General features: G+C 49.5%; 15 protein-coding genes. 8 read left to right on the top strand and 7 right to left on the bottom strand.

Annotated features, from left to right (window positions below; genetic code table 11):
- Positions 1 to 33: 33 nt before the first annotated feature.
- Complete coding sequence (locus H8S63_RS02405; protein ID WP_229102183.1) at positions 34 to 633, bottom strand: hypothetical protein; 600 nt, start codon at positions 631 to 633, stop codon at positions 34 to 36.
- 180 nt (positions 634 to 813) lie between these two features.
- Here H8S63_RS02405 and H8S63_RS02400 point away from each other — a divergent pair, with 180 nt between their 5' ends.
- Positions 814 to 1,998, top strand: coding sequence for a Lin1244/Lin1753 domain-containing protein (locus H8S63_RS02400; protein WP_186925619.1), 1,185 nt, complete (start codon positions 814 to 816; stop codon positions 1,996 to 1,998).
- Positions 1,999 to 2,239: 241 nt separating this feature from the next.
- Positions 2,240 to 4,042, top strand: a complete 1,803-nt coding sequence (locus H8S63_RS02395; RefSeq protein WP_055279510.1) for a bifunctional DNA primase/helicase — start codon at positions 2,240 to 2,242, stop codon at positions 4,040 to 4,042.
- 84 nt (positions 4,043 to 4,126) lie between these two features.
- Here H8S63_RS02395 and H8S63_RS02390 read toward each other — a convergent pair whose 3' ends face one another.
- Positions 4,127 to 4,384 carry a DUF4248 domain-containing protein gene (locus H8S63_RS02390; RefSeq protein ID WP_007753257.1) on the bottom strand — a complete coding sequence of 86 codons (258 nt, stop codon included), beginning with the start codon at positions 4,382 to 4,384 and terminating at the stop codon, positions 4,127 to 4,129.
- Between the two features lie 168 nt (positions 4,385 to 4,552).
- On the opposite strand from H8S63_RS02390, the gene H8S63_RS02385 reads away from it, so the two are divergent.
- From H8S63_RS02385 to H8S63_RS02360, 6 genes are all read left to right on the top strand, one after another.
- Positions 4,553 to 4,861 (top strand): nucleotidyltransferase domain-containing protein, encoded by a 309-nt coding sequence (locus tag H8S63_RS02385; RefSeq protein WP_007753256.1) that lies wholly within the window; start codon positions 4,553 to 4,555, stop codon positions 4,859 to 4,861.
- Positions 4,858 to 5,274, top strand: a complete 417-nt coding sequence (locus H8S63_RS02380; RefSeq protein WP_186925618.1) for a HEPN domain-containing protein — start codon at positions 4,858 to 4,860, stop codon at positions 5,272 to 5,274. Before H8S63_RS02385 ends, H8S63_RS02380 begins: the two co-directional genes overlap by 4 nt.
- Before the next feature lie 161 nt (positions 5,275 to 5,435).
- The gene (locus H8S63_RS02375; protein ID WP_186925617.1) at positions 5,436 to 5,960 is read left to right on the top strand and encodes a DNA-binding protein; all 525 of its coding nucleotides are present in this window, start codon (positions 5,436 to 5,438) and stop codon (positions 5,958 to 5,960) included.
- 203 nt (positions 5,961 to 6,163) lie between these two features.
- On the top strand, positions 6,164 to 6,622 hold the full coding sequence (locus H8S63_RS02370) for an N-acetylmuramoyl-L-alanine amidase (RefSeq protein WP_186925616.1): 459 nt from the start codon (positions 6,164 to 6,166) through the stop codon (positions 6,620 to 6,622).
- A gap of 129 nt (positions 6,623 to 6,751) precedes the next feature.
- Positions 6,752 to 7,075 (top strand): hypothetical protein, encoded by a 324-nt coding sequence (locus H8S63_RS02365; protein WP_032839590.1) that lies wholly within the window; start codon positions 6,752 to 6,754, stop codon positions 7,073 to 7,075.
- Positions 7,030 to 7,668 carry a nucleotidyl transferase AbiEii/AbiGii toxin family protein gene (locus tag H8S63_RS02360; RefSeq protein WP_032839571.1) on the top strand — a complete coding sequence of 213 codons (639 nt, stop codon included), beginning with the start codon at positions 7,030 to 7,032 and terminating at the stop codon, positions 7,666 to 7,668. The genes H8S63_RS02365 and H8S63_RS02360 overlap by 46 nt, the downstream gene beginning before the upstream one ends.
- Positions 7,669 to 7,693: 25 nt before the next feature.
- Here the strand turns inward: H8S63_RS02360 and H8S63_RS02355 are convergent, their stop codons facing one another.
- The 5 genes from H8S63_RS02355 to H8S63_RS02335 are packed head-to-tail and all read right to left on the bottom strand — an operon-like array spanning position 7,694 to position 14,534.
- Positions 7,694 to 8,824, bottom strand: coding sequence for a glycosyltransferase family 1 protein (locus H8S63_RS02355; RefSeq protein ID WP_022275102.1), 1,131 nt, complete (start codon positions 8,822 to 8,824; stop codon positions 7,694 to 7,696).
- Positions 8,825 to 8,848: 24 nt separating this feature from the next.
- A complete protein-coding gene (locus H8S63_RS02350) occupies positions 8,849 to 10,048 on the bottom strand; it encodes a glycosyltransferase family 2 protein (protein WP_022275103.1) in 1,200 nt (399 codons plus the stop codon).
- Positions 10,035 to 10,979 (bottom strand): glycosyltransferase family 2 protein, encoded by a 945-nt coding sequence (locus H8S63_RS02345; RefSeq protein ID WP_186925615.1) that lies wholly within the window; start codon positions 10,977 to 10,979, stop codon positions 10,035 to 10,037. Before H8S63_RS02345 ends, H8S63_RS02350 begins: the two co-directional genes overlap by 14 nt.
- A gap of 5 nt (positions 10,980 to 10,984) precedes the next feature.
- Positions 10,985 to 12,319, bottom strand: a complete 1,335-nt coding sequence (locus H8S63_RS02340) for an O-antigen ligase (RefSeq protein ID WP_186925614.1) — start codon at positions 12,317 to 12,319, stop codon at positions 10,985 to 10,987.
- A complete protein-coding gene (locus H8S63_RS02335; protein ID WP_186925613.1) occupies positions 12,309 to 14,534 on the bottom strand; it encodes a hypothetical protein in 2,226 nt (741 codons plus the stop codon). The genes H8S63_RS02340 and H8S63_RS02335 overlap by 11 nt, the downstream gene beginning before the upstream one ends.
- Positions 14,535 to 14,538 lie beyond the last annotated feature (4 nt).

The following is a 14,538-nucleotide window of genomic DNA, read 5'->3' as shown; positions in this document are numbered from 1 at the left end:
TTGTATCCTTCTTGTGCTACAAAGGTAGTAAACTTATGATAACTTTCTCTGTTTTTCCGATTTCTTTTTTCCCTTATTTCCTTTATCTTTCTCTTTTTTCTTCTTTTCCTGTTCTTTTTTCTTTCCTTTTCCCTTTTTCTTCTTTTCATTTTCCTTTTCCTGTTCTTGACTTTTGCTTATCCGCAGGTGCATGGATTTGCTCAGTAACGCCTCTCTCGCCTTTGTCCTCCGCTCCAGTTCTTCCGCGTCGGGGTGCTGTTCGAGGAGGATTTCGCCGGGAAGGTAATCGTCCAGTTCGTCGGGATCTACGGTTTTGATGATGACGCACTGCCCGTTTTGAATCGCTTTGATCATCGCCTTTGAGAGATGCAGGACGTAGAAATTGCACTTCAAGGCTATGAAATGCGTGTAGATCACTTGCGCGTACGATAATATGCTGTAATTCCGGACTTGTTCCATGTTCCATGTCGTGCTGGAATTGATGGTGGTCTGTCCCGCCACTTTCTCGTGCGACAGGGGCGATACGGTGCGCTGGATGTTCAGAAAACGTCCTAACGTGATGTGGACACAATATTTCAATCTCTCTTTGATTACTTTGTCGTCATTCAGGATGACATTTGACTTCATTTTCATTTAAAAAACATTTTTATTTATGGTTATTATATTGCTGCAAAGGTTGTTAAAAGAATCGTAATAGCCCTCTGTTTTTTTCAACAAGTGTAACCGAAACATTTAAAATACCTTTGCGCTCACTGAGTTAGCTCGTCCGAAAAGGATGATTTTCGTGAATAATTTATTAAAATAGAAAGAATAATGAAGAAGGATCAGTATTTTAATCTGGAAGTAAATTTGCTGAATGACGATAATATCGCCGGTATGATGTCGGAACTGGATGCGGCGGAAGCGCTCGGCATTTATGTGATGTTGCTGTTGCACCTGCGCACGAAAGATAATTATGAGGCGTCGTGCACTCCGCTTCTGTTGAGGGCGTTCGCGCGGCGGCATGACCTTGAGTTGGATATGCTGGAAAAGGTGCTCCATGATTATAATCTTTTTGAGGTGGACGAGGAGCGGCAGACGTTCCGGGCTCCGTATCTCGACCGGGTGATGCAAAGGCTTGAGGAAAAGTGGAGAATGGATACCGAAAACGGTAAAAAAGGAGGGCGCCCGAAGAAGCGTGCGAAATGCGCTGAAACGCCCGCCACCAAAGGGCGAAAACCCAACGAAACCCAAGAGAGGAGAGAAGAGGAGAAGATAGGTATTACTCCTGTTGTAAACAACAGCAGCAATACCCTCGCGGGAGGAGCTGCTGACGCTGTTACGGTTGTGGCGGAGATTCCTGCTGCGGCTGCTACGGGGAATTCGGGGAGTTCGAGGGCTTCGGAGAGTTCGAGAACTTCGGGGAGTTCGGAGAGTTCGAGAACTTCGAGGACTTCGGAGATGACGGTTATTCCGGAAACGGAGGAGAAGATTTCTGCTACGGGGACTTCGGAAACTTCGGAAGTCCGAACTGCTTCTTCCGTTCCTGTTGGAAGGGGAATGAGGATTCGGGCGGTGGATGAGGAGGGGCAGCAACCGTTGCAGCCGGTGCTGTCTTGGGAAACGCTGGTAGACCGGCTTGCCGACTCACGCTTGTATATGGAGCTGGCGGGGCAGCGTTCCGGTCTGGGACGGCTTTTTATCGACCATCAGCAGCAGATTATCGGTCTGTTCAAAAAGCATATCCTTCTCTACGGAAAAGAGAGCGGCTTGCTCTTCTTTGAGGACGTGAAACGCTATTTTTCCAATTATATCGCTGCCGGATCGCCTACTTGCCGTATGCTGCGCGAAGAGTTGATGCGGGAAATCAAGGAGCGGGAGAGCAGGGATGTGAGCCGTTTTGAAAGTGTTGTGGATGGAAAACGGATGTATCTGGGACGTCTTATTCCCGACAGCGCACCGCCAAGACCCGACAACTCGGCGGTGTGGGATGATGCGCACAAAAGATGGGGGCATTAGTTCATCCTACGTCTGGACACCATTCATCCCACGTCTGAACACCATTCATCCCACGTCTGAGTGCCGTTCATCCCACGCTTGAATGTCATTCATCCCACGCTTGAGCGTCATTCATCCCACGTCCGAAAGCGGTTCATCCCGTATTTGAAAGTATCAATCTCTCCGTGTTCTACACGAAGCGTTTGTCTTCCTTTCCCTGTGTGTGGGAAATATAATTATTCATTTAAAAATAAAGCAAGTTATGAGAAATTTTGCCAGTTACGATGTCGATGTCCGTCGGAGGACAAGCGGCGTAGTGAAAACTGTTTGTAATAAATGTCAGGCCACGCGCCACAACAAACGCGACCGTTCGCTGCGTGTCAACGTTGATACGGGGCATTGTCACTGTTATCATTGCGGGGCGGACTTTTACGTCCCCGACGAAGCGGAAGAGCGTGAGAAAGCCGAACAGCGTGCTGCCCGCCAGCGTCGTGCGGCAGCCGTTCCCCGTCATTTCCAGCGTCCGGTGTTCGATCCGGCACGGACTACGCTTTCCGAATCTGTAGAACGTTGGCTGGTGGAGACACGTTGCATCCCGCAGGGCGTCATCGCCGGACTGCGCATCACGGAACAGGAGGAATTCATGCCGCAATCCGGTCAGAAGGAGCGTTGCGTCTGCTTCAACTATTTCGAGGACGGACAACTGGTCAACACGAAATTCCGTAGTGTGGACGCGAAGCATTTCAAGATGGTTCAGGGTGCCGAACTGATTCCCTACAACATCGACTCCGTGCTCGGACAGACTTCCTGCATCATCCACGAAGGCGAACTGGATGCCGCCTCTTCCCTTGCCGCCGGATTCAAGAGCGTGATTTCCGTCCCTGCCGGAGCCAACTCGAACTTGTCCTGGCTCGACCGTTTCATGGAGACGCATTTCGAGGATTTGACGGAGGTTATCATTGCCGTCGATACCGATTCAGCCGGACTGCAACTGCGTGACGAATTGATCAACCGTTTGGGTGCCGAGCGTTGCCGTGTGGTGGCGTACGGGCCCGGCTGCAAGGATGCGAACGAGCATCTGTGCAAATACGGGGTTGCCAGTCTGCGGGTAGCCATCGAGCAGGCAGCGGAGGTTCCGCTCGAAGGGGTGTTTACGGCCACCGACCTGCACAGCGACCTGCTTGCTCTTTTTGAGAATGGTTTCGGACCGGGCGCGGAAACCGGCTGGGAGGAAATGGACAAGATCTGCACTTACGAACGGGGGAGGCTTATCATCCTCACGGGAGTGCCGGGTGCGGGAAAATCGGAGTGGCTCGATGAGCTGGTGTTGCGGCTTTGTCTGCGCCATCAGTGGAAGATCGCTTTTTTCAGTCCGGAGAATACGCCGATTGTCTATCACATCCGAAAGTTGGTGGAGAAGCTGACCGGACACCGTTTCCAGAAGGGGTGCGGCATTTCGGAAGGGCTGCTGATGCGGTCGGAGGAGTTTCTTACCGATAACGTGTCGCATATCTCTCTGAAGGGGAACGCCACGCCGGAGCGGGTGCTTGCGAAGGCGCACGAGCTGGTGGTGCGGCGGGGGTGCCGTATTCTGGTGATCGACCCGCTCAACCGGCTTGACCACACTCCGCAGCCGGGACAGACGGAGACGCAGTATCTTTCCAATTTCCTGAATATGATTACGGAATTTGCGGTGCAGCATAATTGCCTGGTGGTGCTTGTCGCCCATCCGCGCAAGATGAACCGTAACCCGGTGACGAACACTACTCCGCGCGTGGAGATGTATGATATCAACGGCTCTGCCGATTTCTTCAATAAGGCGGATTATGGTATTGTGGTGGAACGTGACAAGGGGGTGGGGGTGACCCGTGTGTATGTGGATAAGGTGAAGTTCAAACATCTCGGAATGGGTGGGATGGTGACTTTCGCGTATGATCCCGTGAGCGGGCGGTACCTGCCGTGCGTGGAATCGCATGATCCGGCTGTTCCCGTAGAACAGCGCGTCGGAGGTGTGACGTTCGACTCCAGTTGCTGGCTGCCGGATAAGGAGCTGTTTGAGTCGTAAGCGCACTCGTACTCAGGGTTCTTGCAGTAGTCGTACTCAAGGTTCTTGCAGTAGTCGTACTCAGGGTTCTTGCGGTACTCGTACTCAAGGTTCTTGCAGTACTTCTACGATTAGCCGTACTTGTGCGGGGGTATAGCTTCTGCTTCGGGGATTCATGCCGGTGGCGATGAGTCGTTCTTTCAGTCCCGGAGCGGCGGCTATCCATTTGTTGAAACGGTCTACCGCACTCTGTTGTTGTATGTCGGGGAGGTACAACATGGCAAGCTCCCCTTTTCCGTAGCTTCGGTATTCAAATGTTTTCTCTTTCTTTTCGTCATCGGTCGGCTCTGCATCTGTCTTCATTTTCTGATTGTTTTTAGTCCGTATTTATAGAGTGTAAAGTTACGCTTTTTTACCGGATTTGCCAAGCTGTTCAGGCTGTTTTTGGGGATGAGATAAAAAGAAAATGAAAGAAAATATAGGTTTTAGCTATTCTTTTCTTAACTTTGTGGGAGAGGAGGAAAATAGCTTATGAAACGTACAGATATTGTTCATCGTATTGCAGAGACAATGCATCGCATAGCGCCTACGGCACGTACCATACTTTATGGCTCGGAAGCTCGTGGGGAAGCCCGGCATGATTCTGATATAGACTTGCTTATCGTAGTGGATGAGAAGGAACTGACACCGGAAACCGAGCTTACTTTGCGCCGTCCTTTAAGCGAACTGGAAGCGCAAACGGGGGTAGCTATTAATACATTGGTCGTGTTGAAACGTGTATGGGAAAATATTACTACACCACTGACACTTAACATTAATCGGGAAGGCATTGTGTTATGAAAGAACAATTGGATGATGAAACCCGCACCGCTATGGTGGATTATCGTTTGGAACGGGCTAGGCAGACGTTAGGAGAAGCGGATTTATTACGTACGGGAGACTATTTTAACGCAACGGTCAATCGGCTGTATTATGCTTGTTATTATGCCGCGTCTGCTCTGTTGTTGAACCGTCATATTGAGGCTAATACCCATAATGGAGTAAAAACACAACTTTCAATGCATTTTGTCCGGACGGGTTTGCTTGATTTGGAACATAGTACAACTTTCGGTTTGCTTTTTGATAAACGCCATAGTAGCGACTATGGTGACTTTGCCTATTGTGACGCTGCTCTGGTGGATGTGCTTCGTCCGCGTGCGGAAGCATTCATTAATGCTGTGGAGCAATTGGTAAGAAGTGAGCGCACAGCTTAAAAAAAACTGTTTTTTTGCTCTTATTCCTTGTTATCCTTTTTTAATCCTTTCTAATCCCTCCTAGTCCGGTGTAATCCGTTAATCCGTCTTTCGGTTGTCGTACTTTTGTTGTACCAACAGAAAGGAAGAATGTCCTTCTTTTCGTAGAAACAACAATTTTTATGGCAACAGTTACAGTGGTGCGCTATAAGCGCAGAAAACGAATCAGCGATGCGGATTCGCCGATGGTATTTGCCCTCAAACCTAAGTCGGGGGAGTCAAAAATCTATTCAATAGAGGCGCTGGCGCGCGAAATCGAAACGATCGGTTCGCTTTCGGTGGAGGATGTGTCGCACGTCATGAAATCCTTTGTCCGCGCGATGAAGAAAGTCCTTGTGGCAGGCAATAAAGTGAAAGTGGAGGGGTTGGGAATCTTCTATACCACGCTGACCTGTCCCGGTGTGGAATTGGAGAAAGACTGCACCGTGAAAAGCATTACCCGTGTCAATCTTCGTTTCAAAGTCGACAATTCCCTCAGACTGGCAAACGACAGTACGGCCACTACTCGTGGCGGAGATAATAATATGGTGTTTGAGTTGCTCTCGGATAAGAAGAACGCTGCGGGAGGTGATGGCAGCAGTCCGGACGGTTCTGGCGGAGGAGAGGACGGAGATAACAATGGGGAAGCTCCGGATCCGGCGGAGTAATCCGGCGGGGATGTTCTACAGATATATTCCGCAGAACTGTCTTACGGAGCAATCCTGCAGGATCTCCGATGTTTCAGTATTCAGTGAATAAATAATCAATTAAAAATGCAAAGCTATGGTTGACAAAATCTTGGAAGTTGTATTGGAAGTGTTGTTTTTCTTTCGCAGAAAGAGAAAAGCTAAAAGAATGAAAGGACAGGTTGATGAGGAAGATTGACCTGATTGTGATCCACTGTTCCGCCACTAGGGCGGACAGGGATTTCACGGAAGACGACCTGGACGTGTGCCATCGCCGTCGTGGTTTCAACGGTGTGGGGTATCATTTTTATATCCGAAAAAATGGCGACATCAAGTCTACCCGTGAAATAGAACGTATCGGAGCTCACGTGCGTGGCTATAACGCCCGTTCGATTGGCATCTGTTATGAGGGTGGGCTGGATTGTCACGGTCGTCCCGCCGATACCCGTACCGAGTGGCAGATTCATTCCATGCGTGTGCTCGTTCTCGCGTTGCTGCGTGATTATCCCGGTTGCCGTGTCTGCGGTCATCGTGACTTGAGCCCCGACCTGAACGGAAACGGAGAGATAGAGCCGGAAGAGTGGATTAAGGCGTGTCCGTGCTTTGAGGTGAAAGAATCCGACTTCTTCTCCGGTCAAGAGTAGAATGGAAAACAAGACTTGCAACACTGGTAGCTGAATACCGGTGTTGCAAGTCTTTTTATATATTTTCTTTTTCAAATGAGGAAAAGTGGAATTTTATTTGTTACTTTGTTGATAGGAAATCTAATTTTGATGAGGATGTTTTTCGACAATTATAAGCAACATACAGATGCGCAGATACGTCAGTCCCTATTTTGGGAGTATGATATGTCACGTTTTGATTGGGAGAAGATGCGTACGCTGGTCGTTCAGCGGGTGATTGAACGGGGGCGGAAAGATGATTTCTTTGCCATCTTAAATAGGTATGGAGTGGAAGGAGTAAAGGAAAGTATCAAGGAAATTCCGACAATGAACGCGAAAGACATTTCTTTTGTCTGTGCCGTGTTTGACTTAAAAAAGGAGGATTTAAAATGTTACACAAGGAAACTGTCTCACCCTCAACATTGGAACTCTTGACAACGTTAATGAAAGACTGCCGACTCAAACACTTTGTATTGGTGGGTGGAACTTCATTATCCTTGCAGTTGGGGCATCGTATAAGTGTTGATTTGGATTTGTTCTCAGATTTGTCGTTCGATGAATCCGAACTGTCTTCCTATTTGGTGGAAAATTATGATTTAGAGTTGGATTTTATTTCCAGAAGTACGCTGAAAGGGGAAATTAGAGGGGTCCAGATAGACTGTATTTCGCACCAATATCCTTGGTTGTCTCCGTGTGTTGAGGAAGATGTTATCCGTTTGGCTTCTCCTGTCGATATTGCTGCTATGAAACTGAATGCTATTGCGGGCAACGGCACTCGTATAAAGGACTTTATCGATTTGGCCTATCTCTCCACTTTGCTTTCATTGGGAGAAATGCTGGAGGCCTATGAACATAAATATAAAGCAAATGTAATCATGCCTCTGAAGGCCCTTACATATTGGGAAGATATTAATTTTGACGAACCTATAAGAATGCTGGGCTCTGCACCTTTCAAATGGAAAAAGATAGAAAAGAGATTGTTGCAAATGCAGAAATATCCACAAAAGAGATTCGATCTTTTTCCATAAATCAGAGCTTTGCCCAGCGATACGGTTATACGTGCTTTTCTAACGCCATATTCCTATAAATATCGAGCAATGCTTTCGCACTGTTCTTCCATGAGAACAGTTTGCTGCGCTCCACTCCGCAGTCCGCTTGTTGCCGGTAAAATTCCGCATCTCCTTCCAGCTGAAGAATCTTCGCCGTGATGTCCTCCGAACTGAACGGATCAGCCAGCAAAGCCCCTTCACCCGCTATTTCGGGCATTGCCGAAGTGTTTCCGGCAATGACAGGCGTACCGCAGGCCATTGCTTCGAGCATAGGGATACCGAAACTCTCGCGAAGAGAAGGATAAAGGAATGCGAATGCACCGCTATACAGTGCCGGAAGGTCGGTGTTCGCAATGTATCCGGGAAAACGGAGGTAGCCTTTGATGTCCGTAATCTTCTCTTCCCCCAGTATCCGGTCGATAGCGTCTTCCTTGAGATCGGCTATGAGCAGCGGGAGCTTCTTCTGCGAACGTTTCAGATAGTCACTGTACGCTTTCAGCACTCGCGGCGTATTCTTTTTCGGATCAGTATTTCCCAAGAAAAAGAGATATTCGTCCGCATCTATATACTTCCGGGTGATTTCCGGAGCTTTGGGCTGAAGATGGAAATGGCTGTTGAATCCGTTGTATACGGCAACCAACTGTTCGTCGGACAGGTGCAGAGCATCGAGGATACGCTGACGTTCAAACTGGGAAACTGTAATGATTTTCTTGCATTTGGGGAGTATGCGGGGCACTACCAGGCGGCGGTAATGCCATCCCATCTCCTGATATAGCGACAGGCTGGACGATTGGCGTTTCTCCAGATAAATGATGTCGTGCAGCGTCAGCACCAACGGCACGGGGCAGTTCAACGGAGCCGTATTGCTGGTACAATGCAACAAGTCGGGGCGGATGCGCTTCACCGCTCGCGGAAGAGCCACCTGTTCCCACAGCGGATAGGTAGGGCATTTCAGTTCGATGACGTGCATATTCTCCGAACTCTTCAGGCATTTGTCTTCACCGGGACTGACGAAAATGAAATACTCGTTTTCGTGATCCATCTTCTGTAACTCACGGATTGTTTCAAGAGCGACGAAATCCATTCCATGTTTGTTGGGGCGGAAGATGCGCTGTGCTTCAATGGCTATTTTCATTGCTTCTTGTTTGGGATAATGTGTTTATGAATGAGAGTGATGTTCACCGTGCTCTGTATGGATGAACTTCTTATTTGCTCCTTTAAGTTTGAATAAATTGCCTGTCATGGTGACAGCCAGCATGGGTACCTTCATGATGGCTTTCCCTACCTCTTTGGTAAACAGTTGCCCTCCCGGTACGGGTAGAATCATGGCGGAGACCTGTGCTACCGACAGAATCCACCATTTGATGGCCATCGTCCATTCATTTCCTCCATTGCGCAGGCTCATGACAAGACCGATAACGGTGAAAACGAAAGTCAGTCCGAACACTCCTGCCAGCTGTATCAGGCGGGGAGGCAGCATCCATTGGAATATCTTGTCGCAATAGTCTATATTGCCTTGCAGCAGGGCTTTCGGCAGGTGGGGCAACGAAGCGCGGAGTGCTCCGAACTGCGCCGCTATCCAACGTTTGCGCTGGTTGCTGATCGCTTCTTTTTTCTGTGTCTTCTCATCGAACACAGGGAGGTCGTTCAGATAGACTGTATGGATCCGCTGCTGCAACAGCATGGATTCCAGTTCTTTGTCTTCGCCTGCCGTTTGCAGGTATTGCACATTCTGTTGAAACCATTTTGCATCAAAGGCCATTCCCGAGCCGGATAACCCGGCGGAAAGTCCGAGCGCGTTGTGCCCGCTGCGGAAGAAGCCGTTGTTGATCTCTTCGCTCGCGCTGTCCAGAATGGAAATATCGGTGTTCAGATTCTTACCTGTCCGGTGAGCCTGTATGGATCTTACGCCACTGTCGAACGCACGGTTGATGCAGGACAGGAATTCGGGGACGGTCACGTTGTCGGCGTCCATGATAACCACTATGTCATAGAGATCGGTGTCGATGTTGTTCATGGCCATAGCCAGCGCTTTGGCTTTGGAGCTTTCCGTGTAATCCGCCATCAGTAGCCGGATGGGGAGCGTGCGTAAGGCTTCGTTCGTTTCCGGTTGCATCTGGTCGGAAATGACGACAAGGTCGAACAACTCCTTCGGATAGTCCTGCTCGAGAAAACTGCGGACCGAAGAGAGTATCACACGGTCTTCCTTGTAGGCGGGGAATAGCACGGCAATGTGCCGGAGCGTACGGGCTTCGGGATATTGGGGAGCCCGGTAGAACTTGGAAGCGATGGCGTAAAGCAGCAAGTAGCATACGCATAGCGTGAGGGGGATGTAGAGAACCCAGTCAATGATGTTCATAGTATTCGTTTTTTTGTTCTTTTGTTTCTTTGGTGGCCGACGGAAGGATCAGTCCTGAATTGACGCCTCTGCAGACGGCCAGGAAGAGATCGAAGCGTCCTTTTAAAGCATAGAGCAGACCGTTCTTCAAGGCTGCGACAGTGCTTTGATAGAGCACGGAGCCTAGACGTGCGGCTCCCCTCAGGTTGCGGCGGGCGTAGAGCAGGCGGTTACGGGTCAGATAATAGGTACGCAGCTGGCTGAGTTGTCCGGTACTCTGGCTTTCTTTGTGGAAGACCGTGCAGCGGGGCTCGTACCATAGCTCGTAGCCGGCACGTGTCATGCTTGTGCTCCAGTCCAGCTCTTCGTAGTACAGGAAAAAGATCTCAGGCATCATCCCCGCTTTCTCGACTACCTCACGTTTGATCATCATGGCTGCGCCATGCAGGTAGGGAGTGGGGTGGGGAGTGTCGTATTTCCCGTCATCGGGACAGCCGAACCCCAACATATGGTTACGTAACGTGATTCGCGACAAGGGGGTGAAGCCTGCGAACTGTATGTGCTGCGGCGGGAAAGCGAAACGTATTTTCGGCGATACGCCTCCGATTTCGGGACGGCTTTCCAGCCGTTCTACCAGGCAGGAGATTGCGTCTGACTCGATATAGGTGTCGTTGTTAATGAAGAAGAGGTATTTTCCTCTTGCCGCACGGATTCCGATGTTATTGCCGCCGGAGAATCCTCTGTTTACCTCGCTGCGGATGGCGATGACTGAGGGGTATAGTCTGGATATCTTGGCAGCCTCGTCTTCGCGCGAGGCGTTGTCTACCACAATGATCTCGTAGGTTACGGAATGCAGTTTCTCCTGTAACGATTCTATCAGCTCGCAAGTGTCTTTGAAACCATTGTAGCAGATCGTGATAAATGATATGTCCGTCCGGTGGTTGTCTGTCATTTTTTTTATTCGTTTGGTTCTTTAATCAGGTGCGGTTCTTGTTTCTCACTTTCCTCCGGATCTTCATTTTCCTCCGGCTCCTCACCGATGTGTTTGTCTATATAAGGTGCGGCGAGGCAGAGGGCGAAGCCTGTGTATACAGTCAGTTGGTTGGGATATTGCATCACGTCGTTGACGTAGGCGGCAATGAAGAGTCCGGCATTCATGCAAAGCCATGCCGCCGCCAGTCCTCGTAGATTCTTATTGCGTACTTTGAACATCAGGAGCCATGAACACCAGGCGAAGAGAGTGCCGTGTATGGCAAGATAAAGTATCAGCCCCACAATTCCGGTTTCCACCCAGACGGTAATCAGCCATGAGTCGGGTGGATAAGGCATTTGTTCTTTCGAATCGAAGTTTCCCGCTTTGGCCAGCCCGATTCCGTAGCCTATCGGTTTCCTTGCCATCAGCTCCTTCATCCGCTGGCGGTTTTCGACACGCACGAGGTAGGAGGCGTCTTCGGTGGGATGGAAGGAGGAACGCATCTTATGGATATACTGGTTGCCGCTCCCGATATTGGTGTAATAGAAAAATACGAAAATGCCGATAGATATGAATATTCCCCCTAGCAACGCTTTCCAGTTCTTGGCTATGATAGTAATCATCAGCATGCCGCCCATGAGCACTCCCATAGCGGAACGGGTTCCGGAAATACCCATGCCGTAGATACCGCACAAGGCTATAAAAAGGAAATAGAGGCGCTTCCATCTGGAGTCGACAAAGAATGCGGAGATGGAGAAGGTGACGGCTGCCATCGCTGAGTGCACACCGTAGTTTGCCGCGTCCGAAAAACAGGAAAAGTATCGTATGCCCGACCAGATGATGTGGGTTCGCGCACCGCCGAGAACGTGCAGGAAGTAAAGGTCTTTGGTGCTGAAACCGTGATTTTTCTGCCAGTATCCTTTGAGGGTGAAGATGATGACGAACACGGACCATACGAGCAATAGCAGTTCTATGTCTTTCTTGGTACGTATGACGACCGGAACGACAAATGCGCATATCAGGGGAATGAGCGCGTAGGGCGTGATGTTGATGTTCCATGCCTCCAACACGCAGTTGGGGTTCATGATCTCCATGATATAGTACAACAGCCAGACGATGAACAGCCAGGTCATGATGTTTTGCCCGCGCTTCCATTCGGTGGACTTGCCGTTACTGAGCTGTATCAGGCAAACGGTAGTGAGCAACAAGATAAGAACCATTGAGAACAGCCCTGTCTTGACGTTTACAAGCATACTTACCGCTATTAGCGCGAATTGTGCGGCAAGCAGGATATGGAAAGTAGTGTTCCTATTCGTCATCGTCCTCGTCTTCTGCTTCCTTTGCTTTTCTTCTGAGGTTGAATATGATTTTTTCTGTCAATGACAACTGGCTGAAGTGATAACTGAACCTGCGCAACAGGGTGTATGGCGGCAACTGTCCGGTGAAGTCTTCGGCGGCTTCACGGCTGGCGTTGGTCAGGCAGATGCGGAAAGGCACATTGCTCTTGCCCAGCTGCAACATGAGCTGCTCGCATAGTTGCTTGTCTATCGTTTTCCATCCGCGATTGGCCGGAGTCACCAGTATATTGGCGTTGGCGTCATGCAACAGGGCACTCGATATGCTGCTCTTTGACAGAGGAGGATAGGCGACGATCAGTACGTCTTCTCCTTGCGGCGTATAGAAATCCGTGACGTTCCTTGCAAGCAGGTATTGGGTGGATGCGATGTCAAAATCTTTATTGTAGCAGATGAACTTCGTGTTCAGTTTGCGGCTTTGCATGAATCCGCAGATCAGTGTCCCGATTATGTCTTCTCCGGAATCCTCGCTGGTGCCGAACAGGTTGATGATAAACACACCGGGGGATTTCCGCTTGGTCAGGAAGCGGAGCAGGGAGTTGGTCAGCTCTCTTACGGAAAGTTGTATGTACGTTCTGGTCAGTCCTCCGTAGCGGGCGGTCGAAAGGCTGGGAACGGCACCTATCACCCTATATCCCGTCACCCGCAGGGTGCGGCTGGCGTCACGCAGTGTTCTGTCAAGCAATTCTACCAATACCAGCAAAGCTATGATAATCACGAAGATGGCAACACAGGCTGCTATGACGATCTGTTTCCGGTTGGTTGAGTTGGCTCCGATCGGATAGGTAGGCTCATTGAGGACTTTCAGCGTGGCGGAGGTCATCTCCAGATTCTTTTTCCTCAATAAAGCTTCGTTGTAACTTTGCAGGACGGTCAGGTAGCTGCGTTCCGTGAAGTTGATGCTACGTTCTTTCTGCTTGATGGTGGTACCCACAGGTGCGAAGAATACGTAACGGTTGTTCAAGTCGCGACGGGCGCTTTGTACGATTTTCAGTTCGGCTTTCGCCTTCTCGTAGAGCAATGTCTGTTCCAGCCATTGGTCGATGATATTGGTGCGCGACGCACCTTCTTTGGTATATTTGTGACCTACGTATGAGGTGGTCAGGGCGTTCAGTTCTTGTTTAAGCTCGTTCAACCGCTTTTTGTCTCCTTCCAGCGAATGGAGGTCTTTCTTGTTGGAATCGGTCATTGCTTCGGCTTCCGATATCTTGCCGGTGATGTTGGAGGCTTCGCGCAGCTTGTCTACGAATTCCATGTTTCTCAGTACTTGCCTGGCGTTGCTGTCCATGTGTTTTTCCAACTCTTTGAGCATGGACGCGGTGCTGTTGAATGCGAAAAGCGCATCCTGTTCTCTCAGCTCGAATTCCTTGCTGATGGCGGCTATTTCCTTGGTCTCGTCGAGGTAGTTGATAATGCGTTTTTGTACATTATACTTCGTCAGGTCTTCTTCTTCCGCCCTCAGTTGCTTGCCGATACGTTTCAGCTCTTCTTCGAAATACTTGATCACTTTGTCCGTCTCTCCGTAACGGATACGGCGGTATTCCTCGACAAACTCGTGCATCAGGATACTTACGGTGTTGTAGGCGATGCCCGGATCACCGGAAGTATAGCTGATGTCCAGCAGGTCACTGGTGAGGCGGCGCTGTACCTTTACGTTTTTCAGAGCACTGTAGCTGTAATAGGGATGGGAATAATAAAAGAGCCCGTAGATGTAATTGTCCTTGTGCGGGCGCATATATGCTTCCAGATTGGCTACTGTCTTATCTTCGCTCGATTTGTCGATCAGTTTCAGTATCTCGTCTCCCGGAGGGCTGTTTTTCAGATGGTTGTATGTGTAGTTGTAGCTGGCAGGGGTGATTCCGTCATTCTCTTTTTCAGGATTTCCTTTGATCAGTATGCGGGCGAACAATCGCAGACTGACTCTTTTCAGCGTACTTTCGGCCTGCATGATACTGATGAGGTTGTCCATGGAGTTCTGCACGGTTGCCCAATCGGTGCGTTTGTCACTTTCGAGGTTGTAGCCCGAAGCGACTCCTGTGTAAAGGGTTGCTTTCACATCATACCCGCCTCGCATATGGCGTGTGTAATAAATGACCAGTAATGTGAAGAGAGTGGTCCCTATCAGTATCAGCCAACGATGCCGAAATAGGGTCCGTATGATGGAAATGATGAGATTCATATCT

This window comes from Bacteroides sp. NSJ-39, from assembly GCF_014287315.1.
Taxonomy (GTDB): Bacteria; Bacteroidota; Bacteroidia; order Bacteroidales; family Bacteroidaceae; genus Bacteroides; species Bacteroides finegoldii.
The sequence above is the reverse complement of the archived record's forward strand: the minus strand, read 5'-3'. Positions and strand labels throughout refer to the sequence as shown.

Excerpts from the sequence above, each read along its gene's own strand:
- H8S63_RS02405 (WP_229102183.1), bottom strand. The coding sequence starts at position 633 with ATGAAAATGAAGTCAAATGTCATCCTGAATGACGACAAAGTAATCAAA.
- H8S63_RS02400 (WP_186925619.1), top strand. The coding sequence starts at position 814 with ATGAAGAAGGATCAGTATTTTAATCTGGAAGTAAATTTGCTGAATGAC.
- H8S63_RS02395 (WP_055279510.1), top strand. The coding sequence starts at position 2,240 with ATGAGAAATTTTGCCAGTTACGATGTCGATGTCCGTCGGAGGACAAGC.
- H8S63_RS02390 (WP_007753257.1), bottom strand. The coding sequence starts at position 4,384 with ATGAAGACAGATGCAGAGCCGACCGATGACGAAAAGAAAGAGAAAACA.
- H8S63_RS02385 (WP_007753256.1), top strand. The coding sequence starts at position 4,553 with ATGAAACGTACAGATATTGTTCATCGTATTGCAGAGACAATGCATCGC.
- H8S63_RS02380 (WP_186925618.1), top strand. The coding sequence starts at position 4,858 with ATGAAAGAACAATTGGATGATGAAACCCGCACCGCTATGGTGGATTAT.
- H8S63_RS02375 (WP_186925617.1), top strand. The coding sequence starts at position 5,436 with ATGGCAACAGTTACAGTGGTGCGCTATAAGCGCAGAAAACGAATCAGC.
- H8S63_RS02370 (WP_186925616.1), top strand. The coding sequence starts at position 6,164 with ATGAGGAAGATTGACCTGATTGTGATCCACTGTTCCGCCACTAGGGCG.
- H8S63_RS02365 (WP_032839590.1), top strand. The coding sequence starts at position 6,752 with ATGAGGATGTTTTTCGACAATTATAAGCAACATACAGATGCGCAGATA.
- H8S63_RS02360 (WP_032839571.1), top strand. The coding sequence starts at position 7,030 with ATGTTACACAAGGAAACTGTCTCACCCTCAACATTGGAACTCTTGACA.
- H8S63_RS02355 (WP_022275102.1), bottom strand. The coding sequence starts at position 8,824 with ATGAAAATAGCCATTGAAGCACAGCGCATCTTCCGCCCCAACAAACAT.
- H8S63_RS02350 (WP_022275103.1), bottom strand. The coding sequence starts at position 10,048 with ATGAACATCATTGACTGGGTTCTCTACATCCCCCTCACGCTATGCGTA.
- H8S63_RS02345 (WP_186925615.1), bottom strand. The coding sequence starts at position 10,979 with ATGACAGACAACCACCGGACGGACATATCATTTATCACGATCTGCTAC.
- H8S63_RS02340 (WP_186925614.1), bottom strand. The coding sequence starts at position 12,319 with ATGACGAATAGGAACACTACTTTCCATATCCTGCTTGCCGCACAATTC.
- H8S63_RS02335 (WP_186925613.1), bottom strand. The coding sequence starts at position 14,534 with ATGAATCTCATCATTTCCATCATACGGACCCTATTTCGGCATCGTTGG.